Raw genomic sequence first — 21,183 nt, forward strand, 5'->3', positions numbered from 1 at the left:
ATTTAAGTATAAAGTCGAATTATTTTTACACAAATTCTATTGGGGGAGTGTAAAAGTTATGGAAAAAGCCATTGTATGTGTCGACATGGATCCAGTTGTGCTGAGACAATTAGAACAATTGGTCTTGGATGATTTTGGAAATGATTATGTTGTTGAAATTGCAGAAAAACCAAGTGAGGCAATAACTGTTATTCAAACATTGCAATCAATTGGAATAAATACTGCGATTTTAATTACTGGCTTTTATATGCCCGAATATAACGGACTACACTTTCTTGAGCAGGTACATCAAATAAATTCTAAAACCAAAATTATTTTATTCACTCGAAAAATGGTATTGGTATCCGTCGAAGACATCATAAATTCTATCAACATATTCAAAATTATCAAAACCAACTACAAAAGAGATGAAATCCTTCAAGTAATTAAGGATGCTTGTTATAGCTTCAATCAAGAAATGGAGTTAGAGCGTTTGTATACTATGCTTAAAGATTCTGAAAATGAAAAGAAACTAATTCTTGAAAGTATTGCTGAGGGCATGGTTTTTATTGACCAGGACTATAATATCCTATGGATGAATGAACGAATAAAAAGTGAGTTTAAGAACAACTATAATAAATGTCATGAAAAGCTTTATGGTAGAAGTAGACCTTGCCCAGAGTGTGAATGTATGGGGATTTTTAATGGAGAACCAGGATATACTTGCGAAAAAAGTGTTAATGATGATAAATATAAGCTTGTAAAGTATTATCCAGTTAAAGAAAATTCAGGTAGTGTACTTGGTATCTTAATGTCTTTAACGGATATTACTAGTAAGAAAAAAATTGAGAAGATGAACAATGTATTATTAGAGGTTGCTAAGCTTGTATATTATTCAGATGCAATCGTGCAGCTGTATGAGGCAATATATGAAATCATTTCCAAGGAACTATCTGCGAACTATATGTGCGTAGCTGGAAAGGATTATGATAATGTTTATATAGAATACATAAATGGTAAGGATAAATTATTAAGTGTAAAAGGGCTTAAATACAAGGATCATCAACGTATCATTGAGCTCATGAATTCACTTATGAAACAAGTGCAAGAGGATGATAAAAATAATTATATTATTACGGACAGAGAACATGAGGTTGAAATTGTAATTGGGTATAATGAGAAAATCATGATATTTGTATTTGATAATACGGATTTATCAGTAGAATATCTATTTACATTTATTAGGGCCTTATCGGATCAAATAAAGATAGGTGTTTCGAAGATTGAAAGCATAAAGAAAATTACCTATCAAGCTCATCATGATTCCTTGACGGGGTTATATAATAGAGAGTTTTTTATGAAAACTGTCAATGGTAAGATCTTTTCACAAAGAGAGCGTGAACAGGAACAAACGAGATATTCTCTAGCTGTACTAGATTTAAACTATTTCAAAGAGGTTAATGATACTTACGGTCATGTATTTGGTGACGAGGTGTTGTTTACTGTAGCAGGAAGAATCCTGAAATCATTACGCCATGGTGATATTGTTGCAAGAATTGGTGGAGATGAGTTTGCAATTTTGATACAACAAACCTCAAAAACTGAAGTAACGAAAATATTAACTAGGATACAAGAATTAATTGCAGAACCTATCGAAATTGGAAAGACTAGGGTTGTAATCGGTTCAAGTATAGGTTTGGTTTATGAGGTAAGTAAATATACAAGTAGCGAACTTGCGCTAAAGGATGCAGATATTGCTATGTACGAAGCAAAAAGGAACAAAGCAGGTATCGGTACCTTTAGATTTTATGAAAAGGAAATCGAGGAAAAACTTCACCATCAAAGAGTAATGGAGAACAACTTGAAAAATGCTTCAGTTAATAAAGAGTTTTCTTTGCATTATCAACCAATTATGTCTTTAAAGAACAATCAAATTGTTGGGTTTGAAGCTTTTATTAGATGGGAAAACATGGACGGAATTTATTATAATCCAAGTGAATTTTTGCCTATTGCTGAAGACAGTGGTCATTTTGAGGATATTGGTAATTTTGTTTTAGAACAAGTTTCACTGGCAATGGATATTTTAAGTAGCCATGAACTATATAAGGACTGCTTTGTTTCTATTAATCTTTCTACTAAGCAACTCTTTTCTAGCCAACAAATAGACAAGATTGAAAGATTGGGACTACATAGGAAAAAAATACAAATTGAGGTAACAGAAAAAACCTTATTTGATAATTTTGATAAAGCAAATAAAAGCTTAGAGAAGCTGAAAAGTATGGGTGTTAAGGTCCACTTAGATGACTTTGGAACAGGGTATTCATCCCTTTCCTGCTTAAATACGACAGAAATTAATGATATTAAAATTGACAGAACCTTTGTAAAGCAACTACCACATAGCCTGAATTGTTCTAAGGTAGTTAATGTGATTTTATCTGTAGCCAAGGGATTAGGCATGACAGTTACTGCAGAAGGGGTAGAAGATAAAGAACAATTAGATTTTTTATATAGTGTAGCATGTGATTATGCGCAAGGGTTTTATATATCTAAACCATTAACGTTAGATGAGGTTCTTCAATTTCAAAACAATAAATTAGTAATGAGTTAGCGAAGTAAGTTCCTTACTGGAACAGATAGATATAATGAACCAACACAACATAACATAGTGTTGGTTTTTTTTGCATGCGCAATCGCTGCTTCGAGAGCTAAGTCCATTTTATCGATAGGATATACGTGTTCAAAGTAATCCGTTGCAATCACTATTAGCTTTTCGGTAGGCAGACCTCTATCTGATAAAGGTACAGTAATAAAAATAGTATTAGAAAAGGGAGCCATCTTTTTTAACATCATATGAACATCCTTATCCTTGAGAACTCCAAAGAGGTAAGTGATTGGTGTAGAAATACAATGAGAAGATAATACTTGAGCAAAGCATTCCATACTTGATTCATTATGGGCCCCATCGATAAGCATCTTAATAGGTTTTTCTATATATTCACATCGACAAGGCCAGTAGGTTTTCGCTAAACCATCAGTGATCGCCATATTTGAGATTGTATAAGGATAGTGCATGTTTAATACATGAATTGTCATTAATGCTACAGATATATTTATTAGTTGATGCTGTCCAATAAGCTGGGTAAATAAATTAGTATAGGAAAAGTAAGGAGTTGACATAGAAAAGGTCATTCCATGTAATGTGCATTCATGAAGGGTACTCATAATATCCTCTAATTTATTGTAGTAAAAAGGGGCTTCAAGTGCCGATGCCATATCCATGATTACATCAAGTACGACCTCATCATTCGGAGCCACAACGACGGGTGTTTTCTTCTTAATAATACCAGCCTTTGCTGTGGAAATTTCTTTTAGAGTATTTCCGAGAAATTCTGTATGGTCATAGCCGATTGTAGTAATCACACTTACCAATGGATTCGTGAATACGTTTGTAGCATCTAACGCACCACCAAGGCCAACTTCAACTATAGCGATATCAACATGATTAGCTGCAAAAAAATCGAGTGCGAGTGCTGTTGTGCATTCAAATACTGTAGGTTGAGGGTGGCCTTCTTTAAGAAGCTGGTTACAACAGGCTTCAATCTTTGAAGCAATCTTTGCAAAGTCATCTTCCGAAATGGTATCTGCATTCAATGAAATTGTCTCTCTATAGGAAAGAATACTTGGAGAATTATACAACCCCACACTATAATTTCCAGCCATCAATATACTTTTTAATAGATTGCTAATTGATCCCTTGCCATTCGTTCCTGCAACATGTATGACCTTAAGTTGGTGTTGGGGATTTGATAATTTATCCAAGAGCCTTGTGATGCTTTCAAGGCCTAATCGACCACCAAGTACAGCAATGTTTTCAAGATAATCAATACTATCTTTATAATTCATCGGATTTCCTCCTATGTGCAATTCGTATGTCCTAACATCATAATATTAATTATTAAAAAAGACAAGACACTTAAATAAGAAAATGACAAAATAGTAGAACTTAAAGTTGGACTAAGCCCATAAATATGGTAAAATAGATATATGGTAAATAAATGCAAATTCAAGAGTATTATACTCTGAAAATAAAATCCAAATGGAGATGATTTAATGGTAGCTAAAGAAATGATAGGATTACTTCTTGCTGGTGGCCAAGGAAGCAGATTAGGGGTTCTGACTAATGTAACAGCAAAGCCTGCGGTACCTTATGGAGGAAAGTTTCGTATTATTGATTTTCCTTTAAGTAACTGTATCAATTCTGGGATAGATACAGTAGGGGTTTTTACACAATATCAACCACTTGAACTTAATGCCCATATAGGCATTGGTAAGCCATGGGATCTAGATAGAAACAACGGTGGTGTTACGATATTATCCCCTTATCTAAAAGCGGATTCAGGAGAATGGTTTAAAGGAACAGCTAATGCAGTTTACCAAAATATTCATTACATTGACAAATCCTCTCCCAAATATGTCATCATATTATCTGGTGATCATATTTATAAAATGGATTATTCTAAAATGCTTGACGCTCATAAGAAAAATGATGCAGATGCAACAATATCTGTTTTTGAAGTTCCTCTTGAAGAGGCAGATCGCTTTGGTATTATGAATACAGATGAAAACAATAAGGTTTATGAGTTTGAAGAAAAACCAAAGGAACCAAAAAACAATCTGGCATCTATGGGTGTATATATTTTTACTTGGGAAGTTCTAAGAGAATATTTAATTAGAGATAACCAAAACCCTAAATCAGATAATGATTTTGGAAAGAACATTATTCCAATGATGTTAGATGAAGGTTGTAACATGTATGCGTATGAGTTTTCGGGATATTGGAGAGACGTTGGTACTATTCAAGCATATTGGGAATCAAATATGGATTTAATTGAACGAGTTCCAGAGTTTAATCTTTTTGAAAGAGACTGGAAAATATATACAACAAATCCAGTTAAACCTGCTAATTTTATAGGACCAACAGGAAGTGCAAAGAAGTCCATTATAGCAGAGGGTTGTATGGTTTATGGAACTGTGAAAAACTCCATTATTTTCCCGGGAGTTTATATTTCAGAGGGTGCAATTATTGAGGATTCTATTATCATGTCAAACTCGGTAATTGGAAAAAATGCACATATTGTTAAAAGTATTTTAAGTGAGAAAGTTATGGTTGGGGATGATGCTAAGATTGGATTTGGTGAAGATATTGTGAACGAAGACAAGCCAGCTATCTATTATTGCGGAATTACTGTAATTGGAGAAGCTGCAATTATTCCGGATCAGTCTGAGCTTGGTATGAATGTTGTAGTTGAACGAGATGTAGAAGCAACAGACTATGATTCCTTACAAATACCTTCAGGGAAAAGTATATATAAAAGGGGGATTGCACATGAATAATACTATGGGGATTATTATTACTGGAGGCAGAAATGATCATATGAAGGAACTAGCTTCAAAACGTTCAGTTACTGCTACGCCAATTGGTGGGAAATATCGAGCAATAGATTTTGTCCTTTCTAACATGGTGAATTCTGAAATTAACAAAGTAGGTGTAGTAACCCAATATAGCTATAGGTCTTTAATGGATCATTTAGGCTCTGGAAAAGAGTGGGATTTAGACAGAAGAAATGATGGTCTATATGTATTTCCTCCATATCTAGAAGGAGATAAAATTGGTATGTATAGGGGTTCTGCTGAAGGCATGTATAACAACCTTTCTTTTTTAAGACGTAGTAATGAAGAATATGTTATTATTGCAACAGGAAATTGTATTTATAAAATGGTTTATGATGATTTGCTTACTTATCATATTGATAAAGAAGCAGACATGACCATTGTTTATAGAGATATGATCGATTTTGACAAAGAAGAATTAAAGAATTTAGGTATTATTGATGTTGATAGTCATGGTAGAGTAACTGATTTACTTGAAAAGCCATTACATCCTAAATCAACCAATGGTTCACTAGGTATATACATACTAAAACGCACATTACTGATCTCTTTATTGGAAGAAAGTGCTGCTCGTGGTCATTATGATTTTGTAAAAGACATTATAATAAGAAACCTTAATAACATTAAAATATTTGGATATCCATTTACAGGCTACTGGAGATCTATGAGTTCTGTAAATCTGTTCTATCAATGTAATATGGAAATGCTAAAGCCTGAGATTCGCAAGGAGCTATTTGATGAGGGGGGTAGAATATTTACAAAAGTAAAGGATGAAACCCCTGCCAAATACAACCAGGAAGCTGATGTTAAAAATTCCATTGTTGCAGATGGTTGTATTATTGAAGGAACGGTTGTCAATAGTGTACTCTTTAGAGGTGTAGTTGTTAAGAAGGGTGCAATAGTTAAGGATAGTATCATTATGCAGGATAGTATTATTGAAGAAAATGTACAATTAAATAATGTTATATTAGATAAAGAGGTTGTTATAACAGAAGGTAAATTTTTAAAGGGTGAGTTAAATTATCCGATGATTGTTGGTAAAAAGTCTCAAATTTAACTTATACGCATTTTAAACAAATGCTTAAAGCGAATAATCTTTTATTACAGTATTTTAAACCTCCGCACATTATATTGCGGAGGTTTTTTTCCAATTTGGCCAGCTTGATTTTCTTGTTAACTAGTTAAAATGAACTATAGAATTGTATTGTATTTTATAAGTAACATTGGTATAATGATAAACAAAGTAAATATCTAGGATGGGTAATGACAACTGTTTAGTACAAAGATAAGCTTAGGGTTTACCTTTGAATTTGAAAGGAGTATTCTTTTTGGCTACCACAGCACAATTAAAAAAATTTTAGTTATTGATGATGAAGATGTGATCAGAGAATTAATGGGTGAAATATTAGACATGCTTGGTTATGTACCAATATTGTGTGGTTCACCTGTAGAGGCTATTAAGTTATTTTCTGATCTACATAAGGAAATATCGTTGGTTTTCATGGATATGATGATGCCAGAAATTGGCGGTAGACAATTGTTTCAAGAGTTTATTAAAATTGATCCTACCAAAAAGGTAATTGTGCTCTCGGGGTACGCTATGGAATACGAGACCAAAAGGCTAATGGAGGATGGAATTACTGCATTTATTCAAAAACCAGTTTCTATTAAACAATTATCTAAAATTATTAATGAAAACATTGGGTAGAATAGGGGTAAGAATTATTAGAAATGGAGATTATAATGAGCGAAATATATGACTTAGTTATCGTTGGAGCAGGACCTGCGGGAATTACTGCTTCAATTTATGCCACTAGAGCAATGTTTAATTTTGTAATACTTGAGAAGTCCTTTGCCGGTGGACAGATTATTAACACCTACGAGGTAGACAATTATCCAGGTATTCAGCATGTGTCAGGGTTTGATCTAAGTACGATGTTTACTGAGCATGCAACTAGCCTCGGTGTACAAATTAAAAGCGAAGATGTTACTCAAATTATTTTAGAAGGTCCAATAAAAAGAGTAATAACCTCAAATGGAGAATTTCAAACAAAAACAATCATACTTTCAACTGGTGCTCAGTGGAGAAAGCTAGGGGTTCCAGGTGAAGAGCATTTTACTGGACTAGGTGTATCCTATTGTGCAACCTGTGATGGAGCATTTTATAGGGGTAAACGAACTGCGGTAATTGGTGGTGGAGATGTTGCGGTTGAGGATGCAATCTATCTTTCTAGAATGTGTGAAAGAGTTACGTTAGTTCATAGAAGAAATGAACTAAGAGCTGTAAAAGTACTTCAAGATAAGCTATTAAAAACGGATAATATTGATGTCCTTTGGGATACGGAGTTAGATGAAATTTTTGGATCAACTGCTGTGGAAGGTGTCAAATTAACGAATAACAAAACTGGTGAAAAATCAACCTTAGATGTTGATGGTGTGTTCATCGCAGTAGGTACATCTGCTAATTCTGAATTGGTTAAGGATCAACTGGAGGTAGATGGCAGCGGGTGGATATTAACAGATGAGGATTGTGAGACGAGTGTTAAAGGAGTATTTGCTGTTGGTGATGTTAGAAAGAAATCTCTCAAACAAGTGATTACAGCCGCAGCAGACGGTGCAATAGCTGTATATGCTTGCGAAAAATACGTATAAAATGGGCTATCTCAAGTTAGAATATATCTAGGTTGAGATAGCTCTTTTTTTTGTTATTAAGAATAGTTCTGCATAAGCAATTGGAAAAGCGGCAGACGTGTAACGAGTATTCTGATTCAGAGCAGCCGATTTTCTTTGTTGACAATGAAAGTTCTGCATAAGCAATTGGAAAAGCGGCAGACATGTAACGAGTATTTTAACTCAGAGCAGCCGATTTTCTTTGTTGACAATGAAAGTTCTGCATAAGCAATTGGAAAAGCGGCAGACGTGTAACGAGTATTTTGATTCAGAGCAGCCGATTTTCTTTACTCAATAATCCTAACACTACCTATATAAGGTTTCTTTCCTTGTGTATACAAACCACTTATGAGAATACCGGTTGATGGACTGCTAGCGTGAATTATTTTACCATCTCCAATATACATTCCTACATGAGAGATTACTCCAGAAAAACCATAGAATACTAAATCTCCTGGCAATAACTCACCAGCAGTAATTCTTGTACCATCATTTATTTGAGTATAAGAAGTTCTGCTAATTGAATAACCATATTTTCTGAGAATTTGTTGTGTGAAAGCAGAACAATCAATTCCATTTGTTAAACTATTCCCACCAAATACGTAAGGATTTCCTAAAAATTGTTTTGCATATGTAACTACTTGTGATCTTACATCACCTGAGGATGAAGAAGAAGGTTTTGAAGAATCTATGTAAGTTCCGAAAGCATATCCAATTTGATGATCCTCTGTTTTTACCTTATACCAATCACCTTCCGTGCCTAATATTGAAACTTGAGTTCTTTGAGTCAACTTGCCAATGATATTGCTTGATAAAGAATTCGAAGCTCTAAGATTTAAAATAGGGACATTAACATATCCATAATTTGTTGTAGATGGAGCCGATTGTAATGGTTTGATTTCTGCACTAGTGGTTTTCTTAACAAAGTCACTTGAAACGTATGCTAATTTGTTGTTGGATAATTTGATTTTATACCAATCACCCTCCGCTGATAATATTGAGACCTTTTCACCAAGATAGGTTTTGGAGATAATAGGGGAAGATGTGGACGGATTACTGCGAACGTTTAGAACACTCACAGTTACAGTACCAAGAGTATCTGCTTGTACGGTAGAACCTAGTAAATAAACCATAACTGTACTTAGTAATATTGTTTTTTGTAACCATTTCTTATTCATAATAACCTCCTGTTTTAACTAAGATGTCACTTGCAATTTGGAATTTGTTAAGTAAGTGTTACAAAACTATTATAGAAAAATGAAGGGGAAAAATCAAGATGTTGAGAGTAATTACCATAATTTACCAATTACTCAAATTTACGCACACCCTTGTAATTTACATGTCATTTATTGAATTACCATTGAGAAATTTGCCAAATAAATTAGAACGTAGAAAGATTAACTGTTGATGTTTATGGGTGGTAAAGGTATAATAAATCAATGAAATTATTTTGTAAAAACAGGAGCTAGCCTCATGAAAAAAAACGATTGGATTATAGTTGGCATAGTTGTTATTATTGCGACAAGTGTGTTTATATGGAATTATATTATGGAAGCAACTACAAAAGGCGATGAGCTTGTTGCTGAAGTTTATTTTGATGGAGAATTATTCGATAGTATAAATGTAAGTGAAGATAAATTAATAATCGTTAATACAGAGTTAGGTAAAAATGTTATTGAAGTGAAAGCAGGGAAAGCTACGATGATAGAAGCTGATTGCCCTGATAAAATTTGTCTATATACAGGAACAATTGAGAAGGCTAATAGAAGTATAGTTTGCTTACCTAATAAGGTGTATGTTCAATTAAAAGGAAATGCGGAGGATGAAATAGATGCCATTGTACAATAAATTTCAAAATATCTCAAAAACCAAAAAAACTGTATTCATTGCCTTGCTTATTTCTATGGCGCTTGTTTTAAGTTATTTTGAAAGATTTATACCCCTGCTTGCTTATCCAGGAGTAAAGCTGGGGTTAGCAAATGCAATTACCTTAACTGCATTATACTTTTTGAATTTTAGAGAAACATTGACCTTAGTTGTTATTAGGATTGTTATGAATGCATTGTTTGTTGGAAATTTCATTAGTTTTTGGTACAGCTTGTCCGGTGGTTTGCTGAGTTTCTTAGTTATGTTTTTATGTATTAGTTTAATAGGAAAACATTTAAGTACTGTAGGAATTAGTGTCGCGGGTGCCTTTGCACATAACATTGGTCAATTGCTTGTAGTGGCATTTATTACAAAAAGTATTGGAGTTGCACTTAGCTTTTTACCCATGCTTTCGATATCTGCATTATTTACTGGACTCACAATTGGCCTTACAGTAAAATTTTTACTTCCATACATTGAAAAAAATGCATTTAGAACTTAGATATGTGGGGGATAAGTAATTATTTTTACTTTTTTTGCCATATTTATTAACACCGTGTGACTAAATGCTACCATTATTACAAATTTATTACATAGTGCTCTATTAACTTTATGTTTGGTAATTTTTTTGCTATAATTTGTTGTAGAAGTATAGATGGTACAATTTAGTTTAACCGAGTGGAAGCTAAGCTTGCATTCGATTACGAAACCGTAGCAATTGCGGAGGTTTTGTAACATTGACTAGTAACCAAGAATAAGGCATTACAGCAAGGACAGAATGATGAATACCATATTAAGGAGCTGACATAATGAAGAGAGTAATGGCTTTGTTTTTTAGTATAAGCATACTGCTACTGCAATTTTCAGTAAGTGTTTTTGCAGGAGAAACTCGAGAAAACTTTTATATTGAATATGATGGAAAGATATCTCAATACAAAAGCAAGGTAGTGTCAATTAATATTGATGGTGAGGATGTTGTTACGGGAGAAATGCCAGCAATTCTTATTGATAATAGTACCCTTGTGCCAGCGCGTGAAGTATTTGAATCAAATGGGTTTAATGCTAAGGTTGAATGGAATGGGGAAAAGCAAGAAGTTTATGTTTCCTATAAGGATCAAAATATTGTATTGAAGATTGGTAGTAATACGGCATATATTAATAATGTAGCAGTAACTCTAGAAGTTCCAGCAAGGTTAATTAGAGATAAAAGCCAAAAGAATCCTAAGACAATGATACCTCTAAGATTTGTAACTGAAAATTTAGGCTATGGTATTGAATGGAAGCAGAATACCTATACAGCTATGATTTCATCACCGGAAACATCAGTTGTACCGGAAGTGACACCAGAAATACCAGAAATACCAATTGATGATACGGGCAAAGGGGAAGCCTTAGATGAACTCAATTCGGATAAAGCTAAGAGGACGTTGCCAACAGCTTTAAATGCGAATCCAATTACTTGGTCAAGTTCTTTAACACCCAGTGATCAAACTCTTGCAAGTGTAATAACTGCCCAAGATCATCCTGTTGTGAATATTACCGCGGTAGATTATGAAAGTGATACTAAAAATTTTAGTATTCAATCGAGTGGGCCTATTTCATCAGTTGTAAGTACATTTATGGCATCAGATAGCAAATATGTTGTTGATATATATAACTCAGTTAAGCTGGTTAATAATAAAACATACTCTGATAATCCTATTGTGACAGCTGTTCGTACAGGTCAACAAGAAGATGGAGCTGGAAAAAAAGTAACAAGAATTGTTTTTGATGTGAAAAGTACTTCTGTTTTTTATGATCTTACAATAAGTGAAGATAGAAAAACCTTAAATTTTACTATGAAAGATAATATGTTGAATAAGATCCAACTTGGTCAAAATGATAAAGGTGATTTTATTTTATTAACTGGATTAGCAGCACCCGATGTGAAAGCATTTCGCTTAAGTAACCCAGACAGGATTGTTTTTGATTTAGGAAAAACAACAACCCTTATTGGCAATCAATCAGCCTCAAATATACCGGGACAATATGTTGTAGCCATGCGAACTGCTCAGTTTAATTCAAGTACAACAAGAGTGGTTATCGAAACGGATGGACAGGCAGATTATGATGTAACAAAGGTGGATAAGTTAAATACCTTAATACAAATTAATGAGCCATCCTATAAGAATATTAAATATGAAAATGACACAAACCCAATGATTACACTTGAAGGTATTGGGTCAAAGATAAAACTTGATGGTATAACCTATGTAGATAAATATGCTACTAAAGAATTTATCATCGATTTACCGGGAAATTATGAAAGTGTTTTTGGTACTGGGGATATACATATTGATGATAGCATTATTAGTAATATAGAAATACAAAAGAATAGTAATGGTAATACAAGATTGGTAATTCATGAAAAATCAATTTATGTTTTTAGACTTGAAGCTGATAGTCAAAATATATATATCAAAGCGTATAAACCAAAAGAAATTTATTCTAAGATTATAGTGGTAGATTTTGGCCATGGAGGTCATGACCCAGGGGCAACTGGAAATGGGCTCAAAGAAAAGGATTTGAATTTGTCAATGGGAACATATTTAAAGGGGTACTTAGATTCAGATTCCAGTATTAAAGTATACTATACAAGGCTAGATGATACTTTTATCTCACTACAAGGTAGAACCGACTTAGCAAATGACGTCGAAGCAGATTTCTTTGTTAGTGTACATAATAATGCAACAGATAGTACAAAAGCGAATGGAACAGAAACAATTTATTTCAAAGATGATAATAGAGCGGGATTGAATTCAAACGAGTTGGCTTCGATCATTCAAAAAAAGGTGGTAAGTGCTGCTGGTTTGAATAGTAGGGGAATTAAAGCTGACAATGGTTTATATCTTTTAAGAAATTCCAAGATGCCAGCAACCATCATAGAGGTAGGATTTGTGTCGAATGTAAATGATAGTTCTAAAATATCGAATCCAACGATACAGAAAAATGTTGGAAAGGCAATCTATGAGGCAATTGTTGAAGTGTTTGTACAATACCCTACAGGAAGATAAAGTGAAGTAAAACACAAATAAGGCGGGAGAGAATATTGTTCTACTCGCCTTATTTGTGTTTTACAAGGAAAGATATCAGAACTACAAAGTACCGCCATCTATTTTGATGATCTCTCCGGTTAAATAACTCGCGTTTTCAGAAGCTAAGAAAAATGCTAGGTCGGCGATTTCTTCCACCTTACCAAAGCGACATAAGGCGATAGATGCTTCAAAGGCTTCTCTTTCCTCGGAAGACAACCAATTATTCATTGAAGTTTCAACTGCACCACATGCAATTGCATTGATTCTAATGTTACTTGGACCAAGTTCTTTGGCTAGTGCCTGGGTAAAACCATGGATTCCACTTTTAGAGGCAGAGTATGCAACTTCTAAGGAGGCGCCGCTAATGCCCCAAATGGAAGATATATTCACAATTGAACCTGTTTTTTGAGAGATCATTTTTGGTATGGCATGATGACATACATTGTAAATAGAAGTTAGATTCGTTTGAATAACTTTATTCCAAGTTTCTGGAGATGTTTCAGTAAATAAACCTACGCAGGAAATACCAGCATTGTTTATTATGCAATCAATAAAAGGAAAAAGGATATTTATTTCTTGGAACATATTTGATACCGACTCATAGTCAGAAACATCTGCCAGTATTGGAAGGCAATCAGCACCAAGACGCTTAACTTCTTCTGAAACAGCTAGAAGCTCTTGTAAGCTACTTGAGCAATTTATGATTACATTGTAGTTTTCTTTTGCAAATTTTAATGCGATGGCCTTGCCAATGCCTCTAGAGGCGCCAGTGATTAGCACGGTTTTTTTAAGCATTATTTTCCACCTCTTAGTAATGAGATTTCCTCTTTATATAAATTTGTTTTCCCGTCTAACCAAGGTGTCTCTAGTATCAAGGGCTTATCCTGACAAATAGGGTGATGAATAATTTTATGAATTGCTTCAAAGCCTATCATATCTTTACCCTTAGGATTGTCTGTGGGTGCGCCGATATTTGCATGACGATCTTTTCTCGCGCCATTTGCATTAAGAGAACCATTGATATGAAAGACTTTTAAGTAATGAAAACCTATGGTAGCATCAAACTCTTCCATAACACCTTCAAAATCATTAATAATATCATAACCACTATCATGAGTGTGGCAAGTGTCAAAGCATACTCCTAGTTTTTCTTTTAAATGTACTCCGTTAATAATTGCTTTTAACTCTTTAAAAGTGCGGCCAATTTCACTACCCTTTCCCGACATAGTTTCAAGACAAACATATGGCTTTGTATCAGGAGTTAATACCTCATTCAATCCTTCAATAATTTTATCAATACCATATTCAGCATCCATTTCGGTGTAAGATCCCGGATGAAGAACTATATAATCAGCACCAATTGCTTCAGTGCGTTCAATCTCTGTTTTCAAAAAGCTTTTGGCGAGGTTGTAAATAGAAGGTTTACAAGAAGCAAGATTGATAATATAGGGAGCATGAACTACAATATTGCTCAAGTTGTTTTCTTGCATAAATACTTTGCCTTCTTCGATTTTAAGATCAGAAATTGGTTTTCTAATAGTATTTTGTGGTGCACCAGTGTAAATCATAAATGTATTTGCTCCATACGAGTGAGCTTCTTTTGCGGCTGCGATAAGACCTCCACTCATTGAAACGTGAGAACCAAGGTATAATGCCATATCCTTACCAACCTTTCTTTGTAATTTATGATGCTCTTGAAACATCTGCTAAAAAAATATTTTTTAAAATGGTCATAATAATAGTACTAGTATAGCATAAATTATTAAGAAGATGTATCCTTAAGATTGAAGGGAATTTGAAGAGGTAGACAACGTAATATTATAAAAATATTAAAGTTTTCCAAAAACTATGGTATTTTAAAAAAAATGTAGTATAATGTTTGTGGAACTTATTATTACCGATAAACTATACGCTATACAAGGGGTTTGGAGGCAAAAAACATGAAAAAGCTTGATACATTGCTCATAGGTCTAATCGTTTCAACAATAATCATCATAACTGTATCTTTTGTTAGCGCTACAGTTGATAATATAAATAAAACGAGTGATGGTAATACAAATGATAAGAGTAATTTGGGTGGAGAAGAATCCCAGGAACAACTTGAATCTTTTACAGGATTGCTCATAGGATTAGACGCATCTAAGGGACTGACAGATGTACTTATGGTGGGCGTAATGGATATTGAAAGTGGTGACATTAAAGTGGTCTCGGTTCCTAGAGATTTGGAGATTGATTTCGGCCTAGAAGAATTTCAACAAATTAAGGAAAATAATCCTGACAATAATGTTCAGTATTGTAAGTTAAATGAGGTATATTCTTATACAGGACATAATGAGCGGGCATTGAAAGATTTAAAAGAAATAATTGGAATTATTACTGGTCTGGAAATAGATTATATGGCACGAATTGATGTAAATGGTTTTAGTGATTTAGTTGATGTTATTGGTGGTGTAGAATTTTATGTTCCAGAGGATATGTATTATCGAGACCCATTTCAGGATCTATATATTGATTTAGAAGAAGGCCTTCAAATGTTAGATGGAGATAAGGCTGAACAACTTGTTAGATATAGAAAATATCAAATGGGAGATTTACAACGTATTAAAGTACAACAAGAGTTTATGGTTACATTGTTCGATAAAGTAATGAATGTAAATGATTTTGATCAGGTTAAACAACTTGCAACTACCGGTTATGGTATTTTTGAAGCAGACTTTGGTTTGGTCTTAGCATTACAATATGCAGAATATTTTTTTGAATTGGATATAAATAAAGTTTTAAGCACAACGAATATGGTTACTATACCATCTTACGGAGAGAAAATCGATGAAGCATGGTATCAGAGATGGGATGTTGAAGAAGCGCATCAAGTTGTTAGTGATTTGTTAGAAGGACCACCAGATACAGTTGGAGAGGTATTAGAACAACAAGAGAAAGAGCGAGCAGAACAACAAGAAGGACAACAAACGATTTCAGAATTTGAAACGGAGTGACTATTCCTAATGAAAGAAGTAAACTTCATTAATAGTAACTTTGTTTGCTCAACATCTCTAAACAGATAGATTGAAAAATACATGATCATTTGGTATACTTATTTAAGTATAGTAACATTACACAGGAGGCAACAAGTGGCTAGAGAAGTACAGAAGAAGAAAAAATCTAAAAACAGATTATTAAGCAAATTTCTAAAGGTGTTTGTTTTGGCATTTATTATGTTAACAATTGTAGTTTTAATAGGAACTGGGGTATCCCTTTTGGTTAAAAATTTAGGGAAAACTGACCCAAAGGTTGGCAAAGACGCTGAAGAACTAAAGAAGATAACTACTTTTGCTGTTTTTGGTCTAGACAAGGACAAGTTTAGAACAGACGTAGTTATGCTATTATTTTTTAATAATGAAACAAAAAAAATTGATATTGTTTCAATACCAAGAGATACTATGGTTACTATACCTGATGATATGTATGAAGATATACAAGAACGTAGAAGTGGTGTTAATCAAACGATTAAAATAAATGAAATACCTGCATATTATGAACCTGAGGATAGAAATGATGCTTCGGTAAAAATCATAGAAGAGACCTTAGATATAGATATTGATTATTATATGACTTTAAATCTTGATGGCTTTACGAAGATTGTTGATATTGTTGGACCAATTGAGGTTGATATTCCATTTGATATGAATTATTCAGACCCATTTCAGGACCTATATATTAATTTAGATGCGGGAGTTCAATATATCGATGGTGATCAAGCGGAACAACTTATTCGTTATCGAAAGGGTTATGCAAATGGTGACTTGGGTAGAATAGAGACCCAGCACAAGTTTATGAAATCCTTTATTGAGCAATTATTAGTAGTAGAAAACAAAATGAATATTGTGAACATAGCAAAGTCCGTATTGGTGTATGTTGAAACGGATTTTGTGACGGCAATTGATTATGTTAATTATATAGATGATATCTCAGCAGAAAATATTTCAATTGAGACAATACCAGGAGATACTAAAACGATTGGAAGATCCTACTTTATCCACGATGAAGTTGGTACGAAAGCCCTATTTGACAGTATCATAAATGCAACGTTGGAAAATGCTGAAACTGAAGTAGAAGAAGAGGTTTTAATAGATGTTAAAACTTTAAATATTTCAGTACAAAATGGTACATATACATCTGGTCTTGCTGCAAAATATAAAGGAACATTAGAAGAAGGTGGATATACAGTATCAGAAGCAATTGACTATACAGAAAAACCTGTAAGCGCTACTAGGTTAATTGTTCCAAACGATAAAGTTGGACAAGAATTGGCACCTTTCTTTGAGAATCCTTCAATCGAAGTGAAGGAGAGTCTGTTAGAAGAAGAAACTGGAGTAATCATTATATTAGGAGAAAGCGATGGCGAATAATATGAAAACAAAATTTGTTATGATTATAATGTGTGTATCATTGTTAATAACAATTGGTGTTGTATATGATAAAACCAAAGCCGCTAGTAGCGACCCTGGTTCTGTTTCTGATCCTTTGGTAACAAAAAGCTACGTTGATAAGCTAAATGGTGACCTATTAAAAGAAGTAAAGGCTATGATGGGACAAACTGGAACAACGGGATCAACGCAACCAACAAATATGACTGAAATATATAAATATATAGATAACAAGCTTGCCGTAATCGCTGCAAATGGCGTTAGTGTTTCAAAGGGTTATGTGGTAGTTACTGTAGACGCAGGTAAAAAGATAATTGGTGGAGATAGTACACAGTTTATTGTGAGGTCAGGTCAAGCAAAGGTAATTGCAAATTCTGCAGGCGATGGACTAGCGGATGTTACTGGTGGAAAAGACGTTAAAGGGGAAGAAATTGTTGAAGCGAATCACTTATTAATAGTACCAAAGGCAGATGGTAGAGGTTTGTCTATTAGCAAAAAAAGCTATATTATGGTGCAAGGTAATTATACTCTTCAGTAGGCAACAGAGTATGGCATTAAAAACAAATTATTTGAGGAGTGCTTGTAATGAAAAGTAATAAAATTAATATACTAGGAGTTCATTTTGACGCTGTAACAATGAACGAAGCAACTAAGCTGGCCTTAAGTTTTTTAGAGGATGTTCATAAGAGAATGATTTTCACTGCTAATCCAGAAATTGTAATGGAAGCTACTAAGAATAGTGACTTCCTACATATTATAAATAAAGGTGACCTTATTGTTGCTGATGGAATAGGTGTCGTAATTGGCTCGAAAATAATCAAAAATCCATTACCTGAAAGAGTGGCGGGATATGACTTGGTACAAAACATATTTAAAGCCATTAAGAGTACAGAAAAGACCGTTTATTTTTTTGGGGCAGCACCAGGGATTGCAAACAAAGCCGCAAAAAGGATGATGCACCAACATAATGGATTAAAAATTGTTGGTACCCATGATGGATATTTCGACAAAGAAGAGGAACAGAAAATACTGTTGCAAATCAACGAGTTGAAGCCAGACTTATTACTAATTGGATTAGGAGCTCCTAAGCAAGAAAAATGGTTATTTGATCATATTGAAGCCCTAAATGTGAAGGTGTGTATTGGTGTTGGAGGTAGCTTTGATGTAATGTCTGGAGAAATAAAAAGAGCGCCAAAGCTTTTCATTAAATTAGGACTCGAATGGTTTTATAGATTAATTACACAACCAACTCGTTTAAAAAGAATGATGAAGTTACCTATTTTTTTAGTAGATGTATTTATACATCGAAAAGAGTATAGATAAAGGGAGATAATGATGGTAGGTATAAGTAGAAAAAACCCAGTAATTGACTATCTTCTAATTGTTATTGGTACAACCTTTTTGGCGCTTGCTATTAATTTGTTTTTTGATGATTTAGGCATGGTTATCGGTGGTGTTACTGGGATAGCAATCATAATTAAAAAAGTAACAGAGAATATTGTGACAGGCGGCATACCTATTTGGATTACAAATCTAGTAATCAATGTGCCGTTGTTTTTAATTGCTGTTTTAGTAAAGGGGAAAAGCTTTGGAAGAAAAAGTATTTTTGCTACCCTTTATCTATCTTTAGCTTTATATTTAACACAAGGAATGGCGTCAATTACAGAAGACATTTTGCTTGGATGTATCTTTGGTGGAGTATTGTCTGGTATTGGACTTGGGCTCGTTTTCTATGCACTTGCTACAACAGGGGGAACGGATCTTGCGGCTAGTATCATTCAACATTTTATAAATTATATATCTATTGCTAAGATTATGATGTTTTTAGATGGAATGATTATTGCATTTGGGTTTTTTGTATTTGGACCGGAAAAAACCATGTATGCATTAATTTCGGTATATATATCAGTTAAAGTGATTGATGCTCTTTTAGAGGGTATGAGCTTCGCTAAGGCGGCTTTTATTATTACTGAAAAGGAAGAAGAAATCACAAAGGAAATATTTGATAAGCTTGAGAGAGGCCTTACTGGACTTCATGGTGAGGGTATGTACACTGGAATAGCAAAGAAGGTATTGTTGTGTGTCGTTTCTCAACGACAAATTGTTCAATTAAAAGATATTGTTAGAAGCCAAGATAAGAATGCGTTTGTTATTGTTGCAGATGTAAGGGAAGTTCTTGGAGAAGGGTTCCTAGAATAGGAAGAAATGTGGCGAGCTTTTCCAACAAAATTAGTATAAAATGCCTATAGCATTATTGTAGGAGAACAAGTGGGAAAAAATAATTTGTCTATAATAGACACTTTTTTTCTGCTTTTTTTAGCGTATATATTCATTAATACATGCAGTGTGCATATTACACAAAGATTTTTAGAATTCTTTGTAGAAATAATAGGTGGCATAAGTAATATATCTATAGTATAGTTACTAAAGAGAAATTCGTGCATAAATTTGACATAGGGAGCAGGATAATATGGCAAATATTTCCTTGAAGGGAATTAAAAAGATTTATCCAAATGGAATTACAGCTGTGCAAGATTTGAGTTTAGAAATTGAAGACAAAGAATTCGTTATTTTGGTTGGACCATCAGGATGTGGAAAATCTACAGCCTTGCGTATGATTGCAGGATTAGAAGAAGTTACTGAGGGAGAATTATTTATCGATAATGTCTTTGCAAATAGTATAGAGCCTATTGATAGAGATATTGCTATGGTATTTCAGAATTATGCATTGTATCCAGATATGACGGTTTATCAAAACATTGCTGCGGGACTTAAAGCAAAAAAAGTCTCTTCAAATGAAATACATGAGCGTGTCCTAGAAGCAGCTAAAACATTAAAAGTTGAGCAATTGCTAGATCGAATGCCGTGTTCCTTATCAAGTGGACAGCAACAAAGAGTTGCAATGGGAAGAGCACTTGTGAAACGACCAAAGGTTTTTTTAATGGATGAACCCTTGTCAAATTTGGATGCAAAGCTACGTATTAAAGTAAGAATGGAACTAGCAAAGCTACATAAAAAGCTACAAACGACTGTAATATATGTAACACATGACTATGTTGAGGCTATGGCCTTAGGAACTAGATTGGTTGTAATGAGAGATGGAATTATTCAACAGGTAGACACTCCGATCAATTTATATACGAAACCTAAAAATAAGTTTGTGGCAGGGTTTTTCGGGGCACCTTCCATGAATTTTATTGAAGGTATCGTCTCACCCGTAGATCAGGGGTTAGAGTTATTATTTGGCAACCAGAGAATCCAGTTGCCAAAAAGCAAAGAAAGTTTACTCTTAGAAAAAGGATATTTGAATAAAGAAATAATTATGGGTATTCGTCCTGAGAATATACATAATTCACAAATTTTTCTTGAAGCATCGAAGGGCAGCATTGTTAAGGCGACAGTAGAAGCGATAGAAATATTGGGTGCTGAAGCATACCTATATCTAAATGCAGAGGACTTCGATATTACAGCAAAAGTTGATGTTAGAGCTTTGGCAAATGAAGGCGATACAATACACATTGGATTAGATCTGAATAAAATACATTTTTTTGACAAAGATACAGAAGATTCAATAAGTAATTAGTTTTAATTGCTATTAAGGGCTAGTTTTAGCAGTAAAATAACTATATTTAGAGGAAATGCACAAAATTATGCATTTCCTCTTTTAATTTTTCACAATATGTTATAAAATAGAAACTAGAGTATAGAATGTATAGAAA

General features: G+C 33.8%; 18 protein-coding genes. 14 read left to right on the plus strand and 4 right to left on the minus strand.

Annotation, left to right across the window (positions count from 1 at the left end; genetic code table 11):
• Positions 1-58 precede the first annotated feature (58 nt).
• Positions 59-2,587, plus strand: coding sequence for a hypothetical protein (locus CVU84_07155; GenBank protein PKM95091.1), 2,529 nt, complete (start codon positions 59-61; stop codon positions 2,585-2,587).
• On the opposite strand, the gene CVU84_07160 is transcribed toward CVU84_07155, so the two are convergent.
• A complete protein-coding gene (locus CVU84_07160; GenBank protein ID PKM95092.1) occupies positions 2,584-3,882 on the minus strand; it encodes a hypothetical protein in 1,299 nt (432 codons plus the stop codon). The genes CVU84_07155 and CVU84_07160 overlap by 4 nt on opposite strands.
• Before the next feature lie 207 nt (positions 3,883-4,089).
• On the opposite strand from CVU84_07160, the gene CVU84_07165 reads away from it, so the two are divergent.
• The 4 genes from CVU84_07165 to trxB all read left to right on the plus strand — a co-directional run bounded on the left by CVU84_07165 (position 4,090) and on the right by trxB (position 8,082).
• On the plus strand, positions 4,090-5,373 hold the full coding sequence (locus CVU84_07165) for a glucose-1-phosphate adenylyltransferase (GenBank protein PKM95093.1): 1,284 nt from the start codon (positions 4,090-4,092) through the stop codon (positions 5,371-5,373).
• On the plus strand, positions 5,366-6,487 hold the full coding sequence (gene glgD / locus CVU84_07170) for a glucose-1-phosphate adenylyltransferase subunit GlgD (protein PKM95094.1): 1,122 nt from the start codon (positions 5,366-5,368) through the stop codon (positions 6,485-6,487). The genes CVU84_07165 and glgD overlap by 8 nt, the downstream gene beginning before the upstream one ends.
• A 336-nt stretch (positions 6,488-6,823) precedes the next feature.
• Complete coding sequence (locus CVU84_07175) at positions 6,824-7,138, plus strand: hypothetical protein (protein PKM95095.1); 315 nt, start codon at positions 6,824-6,826, stop codon at positions 7,136-7,138.
• Positions 7,139-7,173: 35 nt separating this feature from the next.
• The gene (trxB, locus tag CVU84_07180) at positions 7,174-8,082 is read left to right on the plus strand and encodes a thioredoxin-disulfide reductase (GenBank protein PKM95096.1); all 909 of its coding nucleotides are present in this window, start codon (positions 7,174-7,176) and stop codon (positions 8,080-8,082) included.
• 305 nt (positions 8,083-8,387) lie between these two features.
• Here trxB and CVU84_07185 read toward each other — a convergent pair whose 3' ends face one another.
• A complete protein-coding gene (locus tag CVU84_07185) occupies positions 8,388-9,278 on the minus strand; it encodes a hypothetical protein (GenBank protein ID PKM95097.1) in 891 nt (296 codons plus the stop codon).
• 295 nt (positions 9,279-9,573) lie between these two features.
• Here CVU84_07185 and CVU84_07190 point away from each other — a divergent pair, with 295 nt between their 5' ends.
• From CVU84_07190 to CVU84_07200, 3 genes are all read left to right on the plus strand, one after another.
• Entirely contained in the window at positions 9,574-9,948 is a 375-nt protein-coding gene (locus CVU84_07190) for a hypothetical protein (GenBank protein PKM95098.1), read from the plus strand.
• Complete coding sequence (locus tag CVU84_07195) at positions 9,932-10,468, plus strand: heptaprenyl diphosphate synthase (protein PKM95099.1); 537 nt, start codon at positions 9,932-9,934, stop codon at positions 10,466-10,468. The genes CVU84_07190 and CVU84_07195 overlap by 17 nt, the downstream gene beginning before the upstream one ends.
• 307 nt (positions 10,469-10,775) lie before the next feature.
• A complete protein-coding gene (locus CVU84_07200; protein PKM95100.1) occupies positions 10,776-13,019 on the plus strand; it encodes a hypothetical protein in 2,244 nt (747 codons plus the stop codon).
• An 81-nt stretch (positions 13,020-13,100) separates the two neighbouring features.
• On the opposite strand, the gene CVU84_07205 is transcribed toward CVU84_07200, so the two are convergent.
• Complete coding sequence (locus CVU84_07205; GenBank protein ID PKM95101.1) at positions 13,101-13,835, minus strand: 3-oxoacyl-ACP reductase; 735 nt, start codon at positions 13,833-13,835, stop codon at positions 13,101-13,103.
• Positions 13,835-14,698: a deoxyribonuclease IV gene (locus CVU84_07210; GenBank protein PKM95102.1), complete on the minus strand. Its 864-nt coding sequence runs from the start codon at positions 14,696-14,698 to the stop codon at positions 13,835-13,837. The genes CVU84_07205 and CVU84_07210 overlap by 1 nt, the downstream gene beginning before the upstream one ends.
• A gap of 282 nt (positions 14,699-14,980) precedes the next feature.
• Between CVU84_07210 and CVU84_07215 the strand changes: the two genes are divergently transcribed.
• From CVU84_07215 to CVU84_07240, 6 genes are all read left to right on the plus strand, one after another.
• Complete coding sequence (locus CVU84_07215; GenBank protein ID PKM95103.1) at positions 14,981-16,033, plus strand: hypothetical protein; 1,053 nt, start codon at positions 14,981-14,983, stop codon at positions 16,031-16,033.
• Between the two features lie 81 nt (positions 16,034-16,114).
• Positions 16,115-17,446 carry a hypothetical protein gene (locus CVU84_07220; protein PKM95104.1) on the plus strand — a complete coding sequence of 444 codons (1,332 nt, stop codon included), beginning with the start codon at positions 16,115-16,117 and terminating at the stop codon, positions 17,444-17,446.
• Positions 17,436-18,002: a hypothetical protein gene (locus tag CVU84_07225; GenBank protein PKM95105.1), complete on the plus strand. Its 567-nt coding sequence runs from the start codon at positions 17,436-17,438 to the stop codon at positions 18,000-18,002. Before CVU84_07220 ends, CVU84_07225 begins: the two co-directional genes overlap by 11 nt.
• A gap of 47 nt (positions 18,003-18,049) precedes the next feature.
• Complete coding sequence (locus CVU84_07230; protein ID PKM95106.1) at positions 18,050-18,787, plus strand: glycosyltransferase; 738 nt, start codon at positions 18,050-18,052, stop codon at positions 18,785-18,787.
• 9 nt (positions 18,788-18,796) lie between these two features.
• Positions 18,797-19,663, plus strand: a complete 867-nt coding sequence (locus tag CVU84_07235; protein ID PKM95107.1) for a YitT family protein — start codon at positions 18,797-18,799, stop codon at positions 19,661-19,663.
• Between the two features lie 271 nt (positions 19,664-19,934).
• On the plus strand, positions 19,935-21,047 hold the full coding sequence (locus tag CVU84_07240) for a sugar ABC transporter ATP-binding protein (protein ID PKM95108.1): 1,113 nt from the start codon (positions 19,935-19,937) through the stop codon (positions 21,045-21,047).
• Positions 21,048-21,183 lie beyond the last annotated feature (136 nt).

The organism is Firmicutes bacterium HGW-Firmicutes-1 (assembly GCA_002841625.1).
Classification (GTDB): Bacteria; Bacillota; Clostridia; order Lachnospirales; family Vallitaleaceae; genus HGW-1.